The organism is Streptomyces sp. NPDC005202, from assembly GCF_040608235.1.
Classification (GTDB): Bacteria; Actinomycetota; Actinomycetes; order Streptomycetales; family Streptomycetaceae; genus Streptomyces.
This window is the reverse complement of record NZ_JBEXHW010000042.1, coordinates 26,267-34,147: the sequence shown is the minus strand read 5'-3', so window position 1 is coordinate 34,147 and position 7,881 is coordinate 26,267. Positions and strand designations below refer to the sequence as shown.

General features: G+C 72.1%; 9 protein-coding genes. 2 read left to right on the top strand and 7 right to left on the bottom strand.

Translation table 11 applies throughout. The features are described 5' to 3' along the window. Positions 1-157 precede the first annotated feature (157 nt). Together recX and recA are read right to left on the bottom strand one after the other, a co-directional pair. Positions 158-1,048, bottom strand: a complete 891-nt coding sequence (recX, locus tag ABZV31_RS34220; protein WP_355900743.1) for a recombination regulator RecX — start codon at positions 1,046-1,048, stop codon at positions 158-160. Positions 1,049-1,051: 3 nt separating this feature from the next. Then, complete coding sequence (recA, locus tag ABZV31_RS34215) at positions 1,052-2,179, bottom strand: recombinase RecA (RefSeq protein ID WP_355900742.1); 1,128 nt, start codon at positions 2,177-2,179, stop codon at positions 1,052-1,054. Positions 2,180-2,585: 406 nt separating this feature from the next. Between recA and ABZV31_RS34210 the strand changes: the two genes are divergently transcribed. Further along, positions 2,586-3,320 (top strand): hypothetical protein, encoded by a 735-nt coding sequence (locus ABZV31_RS34210; protein ID WP_355900757.1) that lies wholly within the window; start codon positions 2,586-2,588, stop codon positions 3,318-3,320. Here ABZV31_RS34210 and ABZV31_RS34205 read toward each other — a convergent pair. Continuing rightward, the gene (locus ABZV31_RS34205) at positions 3,314-4,618 is read right to left on the bottom strand and encodes an AI-2E family transporter (protein ID WP_355900741.1); all 1,305 of its coding nucleotides are present in this window, start codon (positions 4,616-4,618) and stop codon (positions 3,314-3,316) included. The two genes, ABZV31_RS34210 and ABZV31_RS34205, sit on opposite strands and share 7 nt — an antisense overlap. Positions 4,619-4,678: 60 nt before the next feature. After that, positions 4,679-4,873 carry a DUF3046 domain-containing protein gene (locus ABZV31_RS34200; RefSeq protein ID WP_355900740.1) on the bottom strand — a complete coding sequence of 65 codons (195 nt, stop codon included), beginning with the start codon at positions 4,871-4,873 and terminating at the stop codon, positions 4,679-4,681. Between the two features lie 80 nt (positions 4,874-4,953). Between ABZV31_RS34200 and ABZV31_RS34195 the strand changes: the two genes are divergently transcribed. Continuing rightward, positions 4,954-5,898, top strand: a complete 945-nt coding sequence (locus tag ABZV31_RS34195) for a hypothetical protein (protein ID WP_355900739.1) — start codon at positions 4,954-4,956, stop codon at positions 5,896-5,898. 61 nt (positions 5,899-5,959) lie between these two features. Here ABZV31_RS34195 and ABZV31_RS34190 read toward each other — a convergent pair whose 3' ends face one another. From ABZV31_RS34190 to ABZV31_RS34180, 3 genes are read right to left on the bottom strand one after another with little or no spacing between them, the layout of a single operon-like run. After that, positions 5,960-6,268 carry an AzlD domain-containing protein gene (locus tag ABZV31_RS34190; RefSeq protein ID WP_355900738.1) on the bottom strand — a complete coding sequence of 103 codons (309 nt, stop codon included), beginning with the start codon at positions 6,266-6,268 and terminating at the stop codon, positions 5,960-5,962. Continuing rightward, a complete protein-coding gene (locus ABZV31_RS34185; protein WP_355900737.1) occupies positions 6,265-7,011 on the bottom strand; it encodes an AzlC family ABC transporter permease in 747 nt (248 codons plus the stop codon). Before ABZV31_RS34185 ends, ABZV31_RS34190 begins: the two co-directional genes overlap by 4 nt. Continuing rightward, complete coding sequence (locus ABZV31_RS34180) at positions 6,981-7,877, bottom strand: AraC family transcriptional regulator (RefSeq protein ID WP_355900736.1); 897 nt, start codon at positions 7,875-7,877, stop codon at positions 6,981-6,983. The genes ABZV31_RS34185 and ABZV31_RS34180 overlap by 31 nt, the downstream gene beginning before the upstream one ends. Positions 7,878-7,881: the final 4 nt, after the last annotated feature.

Genomic DNA, 7,881 nt, shown 5'->3' with positions numbered 1-7,881 from the left:
TGATTCAGCGGTTCGGTTCACCCCGGTGCCGTTCCGGACTGATTCAGCGGTTCGGTTCACCCCGGTGCCGTTCCGGACTGATTCAGCGGTTCGGTTCACCCCGGTGCCGTTCCGGACTGATTCAGCGGTTCGGTTCGGCCCAGTACCGTGCCGGGTCTCAGAACCCCTCGTCCCCGGGGAACTCCGTGTCCTCGCCCTCCTCCTCCAGTGCCTGTCGGACCACCCGGAGGGCCATGCCCTCGGAGTAGCCCTTGCGGGCGAGCATGCCGGCGAGGCGGCGCAGACGTTTGTCGCGGTCGAGGCCGCGGGTGGAGCGCAGCTTGCGGGCGACGAGCTCGCGCGCCGTGGCCTCCTCCTGCTCGGCGTCGAGCTGGGCGACGGCCTCGTCGATCAGCGCCGGGTCCACGCCCTTGGTCCGCAGCTCCTGGGCCAGGGCACGCCGGGCCAGCCCCCGCCCGTGGTGCCGGGACTCCACCCAGGCGTCCGCGAACGCGCCGTCATCGATCAGGCCAACCTCCTCGAACCGCGACAGCACCTCCTCCGCCGCTTCGTCCGGGATGTCCCGCTTGCGCAGGGCATCCGCGAGCTGCTTGCGGGTGCGCGGGGTCCCGGTGAGCAGGCGCAGACAGATCGCGCGCGCCCGCTCCACCGGGTCCCCTGGAGGCTCCCCCTGCTCGGCCCTCGACAAGCAGGAGGCGCCTCCGTCCTCAGCGGGCGCCTCGCCGAAGCCACGCCGACGACGCCCGCGACCACCCTGCGACTCGCCGTCACGCGAGCCGCCTCGGCGTGAGCCACCCGCACGTGAGCCGCCCGTGCCACGCGGCCCTCCGCCGCCACGATGCCGGTCACCGCCCGGCTCGTCGCCGTACGCACCGGACGGACCGTCCGCCGCGAAAGCGTCCTCGTCACCGCCCGGCCGGTACGACCCGTCGCCCCCGTACTCGCCGTCACCGTACGCGGCGGAGCCCGTGTTGTCCCCGGTGCCCCTCCCCCGTGGGGCACCGAAGACGGCGTACTCGTACTCGGCCCAGTCGGTTCGTCGTGTCACGGGTCAGCTCTTGGCTACGGCGGCCTTGGGCTTGGTGGCCTTGGCGGCCGCCGGGGCGGGCACCGTTTTCGCGGGGTCGTCCGTGGCGGTGGAGACCGCCGCGTCCGCGCCCGGCTCGACGGTCGGCTCCTCCCGCCGCACGCCGACGCCCAGCTTCTCCTTGATCTTCTTCTCGATCTCGTTGGCCAGGTCGGGGTTGTCCTTCAGGAAGTTGCGCGCGTTCTCCTTGCCCTGGCCGAGCTGGTCGCCCTCGTACGTGTACCAGGCGCCGGCCTTGCGGACGAAGCCGTGCTCCACGCCCATGTCGATCAGGCCGCCCTCGCGGCTGATGCCCTGGCCGTAGAGGATGTCGAACTCGGCCTGCTTGAAGGGCGGCGCGACCTTGTTCTTGACGACCTTGACGCGGGTGCGGTTGCCGACCGCCTCCGTGCCGTCCTTCAGGGTCTCGATACGGCGGATGTCGAGGCGCACCGAGGCGTAGAACTTCAGCGCGCGGCCACCGGTCGTGGTCTCCGGGGAGCCGAACATCACGCCGACCTTCTCGCGCAGCTGGTTGATGAAGATCGCGGTGGTCTTGGACTGGTTGAGCGCACCGGTGATCTTGCGGAGGGCCTGGCTCATCAGCCGGGCCTGCAGACCCACGTGGCTGTCGCCCATCTCGCCCTCGATCTCCGCCCGCGGGACGAGCGCGGCGACGGAGTCGATGACGATGAGGTCGAGGGCGCCGGAGCGGACCAGCATGTCGACGATCTCCAGCGCCTGCTCGCCGTTGTCCGGCTGGGAGAGGATCAGCTGGTCGATGTCGACGCCGAGCTTCTTCGCGTACTCGGGGTCGAGGGCGTGTTCCGCGTCCACGAAGGCGACCGTGCCGCCCGCCTTCTGCGCGTTCGCCACGGCGTGCAGGGTCAGCGTGGTCTTGCCGGAGGACTCCGGGCCGTACACCTCCACGACACGGCCGCGCGGCAGGCCACCTACGCCGAGGGCCACGTCGAGCGCGGTCGACCCGGTCGGGATGACCTCGATGGGCTCCTTCGACCGCTCGCCCATGCGCATGATCGCGCCCTTGCCGAATTGCCGTTCAATCTGTGCGAGCGCGGCGTCGAGCGCCTTCTCGCGGTCGGTTCCTGCCATGGGTTCCACCCGGTTTGCTTGAGTCGATCGCTTCACGTCAAAGACGCTAATGCCTGCCACTGACAATGCGCCCCGACGCACGTCCGGCCTGTGGATAACTCGGGCACCTTTCCCCTCAAAACGGGGCGAAATTCCCTCCGTCGAGCCTTGCCGGAGTCTTCATAAGAAGAGATGTTCGATTTTCGTGTCAAGCGCACCACGCGGCACGGCACGAGCAGGCGCCCGCTCCCCCGCCCCTGCCGTTCCGCCGCTACTCCCGTCGGTGTACGCCGGGTGTCTTCGGCCGGACGACGACGGCCCGGGGCGCGCTCGGGAGCCTTGTTCCATGCAGACGCAGAGGACCACCCATAACGTCCGCGAGGCAGCGCCGCCCTCCCCGCAGGCCCGGCCGCCCCAGGTCACCGGGATGCGCCTCGCCGAACGGCTGTGCCACGCGACCGGGCTCCTGCTGGTCCTCTCCGGCCTCGCGCACCTCGGGGTGTTCGCCGTCGACGGCGGTCCGTGGGACGGGCCCGTGTCGTGGCGCAAGCCCGTCACGTTCGGGCTGTCCTTCGGGGCGACCCTGATCGCGGTCACCTGGGTCACGTCGTATCTGCGCGTCGGGGAGCGCCTGCGCGCAACACTGCTCGTCGTGTTCGCCGCCGACTGCGTCGTCGAGGTCGGCGGCATCACCCTCCAGGCGTGGCGCCGGGTGCCCTCGCATCTCAACATGCAGACGCCCTTCGACACGGCGGTGTCGATGACGCTCGCGGTGGGCGGCGGTGTCCTCGTGGCGCTCCTGACGGTGTTCGCGGTCGCCTCCTTCCGGCACCGGCCGACGGGTCCCGCCGGGATGCCGCTCGCGGTGCGCTCCGGGTTCGCGATCCTGCTCGTCGCCCTGGCGTCGGGCGCCGCGATGATCGCGCGCGGTGTGGTGCTCACCCGGACCGGTCACCAGCAGGCGGCGTACCACTCGACGGCCCCGCTGAAACCGCTCCACGGGGTGAGTCTGCACGCCGTGCTGGTCCTGCCCGCGCTGGCCCGGCTGCTGTCCCGCACGTCCTGGAGCGAGCAGGTCCGGCAGCGGATCGTCACCGCCGCGGTCGGCGCTTACGCGGCCGCCGTCGTCGGCGCCGGCCTCTGGGCGGTCCTCACCTACTGACTCGGCCGCTCCCCGGAGGAGTCGTCCTCGGATTCCGCCGTGGCCCGCGTGTCCCCCGCCTCGGCCTCCGCCACCCCCGGCCGCCGCGCCCCCAGTCGTCGCGCGCGCGTGAGCAGGCCCGGGCCCGAGCCCCGGCCGCGGTGGCCGTGGACGCGGGGGTCGTCCGTGACGGCGTACCGCTTCACGTACGCCCCCAGGAAGGCCTGCAGCGTGGCAACCGCGGGGATGGCGATCAGTGCGCCGACGGCGCCGAGGAGCGCGGTACCCGCGACGACCGACCCGAAGGCGACCGCGGGGTGGATGTCGACGGTCTTCGAGGTCAGCTTGGGCTGCAGCATGTAGTTCTCGAACTGCTGGTAGATCACGACGAAGACCAGCACCCACAGCGCGTACCACGGGTCGACCGTGAACGCGATCAGCATCGGCAGGGCGCCCGCGAGATACGTGCCGATGGTGGGGATGAACTGCGAGACCAGGCCCACCCAGACGCCGAGCACCGGCGCGTACGGCACGCCCAGGGCCTGCAGCAGGATGTAGTGGGCGATCCCCGAGATGAGCGCCATCAGGCCGCGCGAGTACAGATAGCCGCCGGTCTTGTCGACGGCTATCTCCCACGCGCGCAGCACCTCGGCCTGCCGGGCGGGCGGCAGTACGGAGCATATGGTGCGGCGCAGCCGCGGCCCGTCGGCGGCGAAGTAGAACGAGAACAGCGCGATCGTCAGCAGCTGGAACAGGCCGCCTAGCACCTGGGCGGACACGTCCAGCACGCCCGCGGCGCTGTTCTGCGCGTACTTGCGCAGCCAGTCGGAGTGGAGCAGGCCCTCCTGGACGTCCACGCGTCTGAGCTCGGTGTGGAACGTCGTGTTGACCCAGTTGATGACGGAGTCGAGGTAGCCCGGGAAGCCCTCGACCATCTTGATGATCTGCCCGGCGAGCATCGAGCCGAGCAGCGTGACGAAGCCCGCCACCGAGATCGCCAGGCAAAGGAAGACCAGGAAGGTGGCGAGCCCCCGGCGCATGCCGCGGGCGGCCATCCGGCTCACCGCGGGCTCGATGGCCAGGGCCAGGAAGAACGCGATGAGGATGTTGATCAGCAGGCCGGTCAGCTGGTGGAAGGCCCAGCTGCCCAGCTGGAACGCGGCGATGAGCCCGAGCGCCAGCACCATGGCGCGCGGCAGCCACCGCGGCATGCGGGCGCCCGGCCCGGCGGCACCCTCGGCCGGGGGCCGGGCGAGCGGCGTCGTACCGAACGGGGATGCGTGCTGGGCCGTCTGCCCGGACTCGTCAGTGGGTGCCACGGTGCAAGTCTCGCCCACGCCACCGACAATCCGACACGCCCCGGCGATCTTCGTGACAGGTCAGCGCTGCTCCTGCGGAACGTTCATGACATGGCAGACCACGCGCCACACGTCCTTGGCCTCCCAGCCCGCCGCCAGCGCCTCGTGCACCGTGCGCTCGCCGAGCTCCGACATCACGTGGTCGCGCGCGAAGGTGTCGGCGTACCCCGCACCGAAGTGCTCCGCCATCCGCTGCCAGAAGACCGTCAACCGCATGACCCCAGTATCCCGCCCCTGGGGGTGGGCCCGAGCCGGGACCGCTTGCCGAGACCGCTTTCCGTCCTACGGTCTGACACATGGCCGAAACCGGAGCTTCCCCACTCCCCCCGACGCCCCCGGCGCCCTCCCCGCTCTTCCGCGCCGAGCACTTCGTCTGGCTCACCGCACGCGTGCTGGAGCAGCGGCTGTTCGCGTACCTCTTCCTGAACGGCAGCCCCGACCCGGTGGAGACCGCGCTGGACGCCTATCGCAACGACGACGGCGGGTACGGCCACGCGCTGCAGCCCGATCTGCGCGGCCCCGTCAGCCAGCCGCTGCACACCGGGCACGCGCTGCGCGTCCTGGACCTCATCGGGCGCTGCGGCGGACAGCGGGTGGAGCGCGTGTGCCGCTATCTGACCGCCGTCTCCACTCCGGACGGCGCCCTGCCGGCCATCCACCCCAGCCAGCGCGGCTATCCGGCGGCCCCCTTCATTCCGGTCGTGGACGACCCGCCCGGCGAACTCCTCGCCACCGGGCCCGCGGTGGGCCTGCTGCACCGCAACGAGGTGTGGCACGCCTGGCTGTTCCGGGCGACCGACTTCTGCTGGCAGCGGATCGAGTCCCTGGAGAAGTCCCACCCGTACGAGATCGAGGCCGCTGTCACCTTCCTGGACTCGGCACCCGACCGCCCGCGCGCGGAGGCGGCCGCCGACCGGCTCGGCCGCCTGGTCCGCGACCAGCGCCTCGCGGCCCTGGACCCCGAGCACCTCGAGGCCTGTCCGGTCGCGCCCGGCTACGCTCCGGGGAAGCACCACTTCCCGCACGACTACGCCAGGACACCCGACTCCCTCGCGCGCGCGTGGTTCACGGACGACGAGATGGCACGCTCCCTGGACCACCTGGCGGACGAGCAGCAGGAGGATGGCGGCTGGCCGATCCGGTGGCGCCAATGGGCTCCCGGCACCGCCCTGGAGGCGCGCCCCCTGGTGACGATCGACGCCCTGCGCACCCTCAGGGCGTACCGCCGCGCCATCGGCTGAGGCAAGGGCGCACGAGCCGCACACGGGCGTTGGGGACCCTCGGCTGCCCGTCGCGTCGCCCTCACCCGCCGATGGCCCGCACCCCGGCCGTCACCACCACGGCCGCCGCGACGACAAGCAGGAACGGCGCCCGCAGCACCAGCGCCACGGCGGCCGCCGCGAGCCCCGCCGCCCGCGCGTCCAGCACGAGTGCGCGCCCGTCGGCGAAGGTCTGCTGGGCGGTGAGGGCGGCGAGGAGGGCGACGGGCAGCAGCGCGGCGAGCCGCTTCACGAGCGGCCGCTCGAGGGCACCCGCCGGGACCAGCAGTCCGGCGAGCTTGACGGCGTAGCAGCCGAGGACGGTCGCGGCGATCGCGATCCAGGTGTTCAACGATCTTCCTCTCGTACGTCGTCACGTGCGCCGCCCTTGCGACGGCCCTCCAGACAGAGCACGGTCGGCGCCGCGAGCGCGGCCATCAGGACCGGCACGCCGGCCGGCAGCACGGGCAGCAGACCGAGCCCCAGCAGCACGGCGAGACCGGCGACGGCCCGCTCGGTGGCGGTCTTCAGCATGGGCGCGAGCAGCGCCAGGAACACGGCGGGCCCGGCCGCGTCGAGGCCCCACGCGTCGGTGTCCCCGAGGGCCTTGGCGCCCAGCGCGCCGAGCAGCGTGGTGAGGTTCCACAGCACGTACAGGCTGAGGCCTGTGACGGTGAACCCGATCCGCGCACTGCGCCGCGTGGGCTGCGCGAGCGTCACTGCGGTGGTCTCGTCGATGACCCACTGGGCGGCGAGCGGCCGTATCCCGCGCGGGAGGGCGAGCACCTGCGACAGGCGCAGCCCGTAGAAGGCGTTGCGGACGCCCAGGAAGAACGCGCCCGCGGCCGCCGTGAGCGGATTGCCCCCGGCCGCCAGCGCCCCCACGAGCGCGAACTGGGACGCGCCGGTGAACACCAGCAGGCTGAGCGCGCACGTCTGCAACAGAGTGAGTCCGCTGCCGGCCGAGGTCACCCCGAAGGCGAACCCGGACAGTCCTACGGCGACCCCGACTCCGAGGGCGTCCCGTACGACGGCGGCGTCCGGCTTTCCTCGGTCGTCGGCGCCTATGTCTGCGAGAGCTGTCTGTTCTGCCACGCCTTCGACGGTAGGTGCAGCCGCGACCGTCCGTCTTGTACGTTCTTGCGCTCGCGCCGGTACGCCCCGGGAGGCACCCCGACGATCCGGGAGAAGTGACGGTTGAGGTGCGGCTGGTCGGTGAAGCCCACCGCGACGGCGGCCTCCGCCGGCGCGGCGCCCGCATCCAGCAGCCGCTTGGCCTGCCGGACACGGACGTCGGTCAGCCAGGCGTGCGGCGGCATCCCGTAGGTCTCCCGGAAGGCCCGCAGCAACGCGAACGGGCTGGTCCCGAGCTCGGCCGCCAGCTTCTCCAGGGTCGGCGGCTCGGCCATCCGCTCCTCCAGGACCGCACGCGCGCGTGCGGCGGTCCGTGCCCCCGCCGTCCGCACCTCCCGCTGCGGCAGCGGCCCGCCGTTCAACCGCAGCAGCCGGGTCACCGCGACCCGCAGCAGCGTGTCGGCGGCCAGCGCGTTCCCCTCGTCCGCGGCCCGCAGCACCTGATGCACCAGCCCGACGGCGTACGGATCGTCGAGCACCGGGCTGACGAACCCCGGCGTCCCGCGGATCGACGTGGTCTCGCCCGCGATCTCGGCCACCAGCTCCGGCGACGGATACACCGCCCCGTAGCGCCACCCCTCGGGCACCCCGGCCCGCCCCGTGTGCGGAGTGTCCGGATTGACCAGCGCAAGGGCCCCCGCTCCCGCGTACTGATCGGCCCCCCGGTGGTGAAACACCTCGACCCCGTCGGCGATGGCAGCGATCACGAACTGCTCGTGCGTATGCCGCACGAACGCCTTCCGTACGTACCGGGCCCGCAACAGATCGACACCGGGCAGTTCCGCGTACTGCCAGTGCCGAGCCCTCTCCTCACCAGACGCTGCCATACCT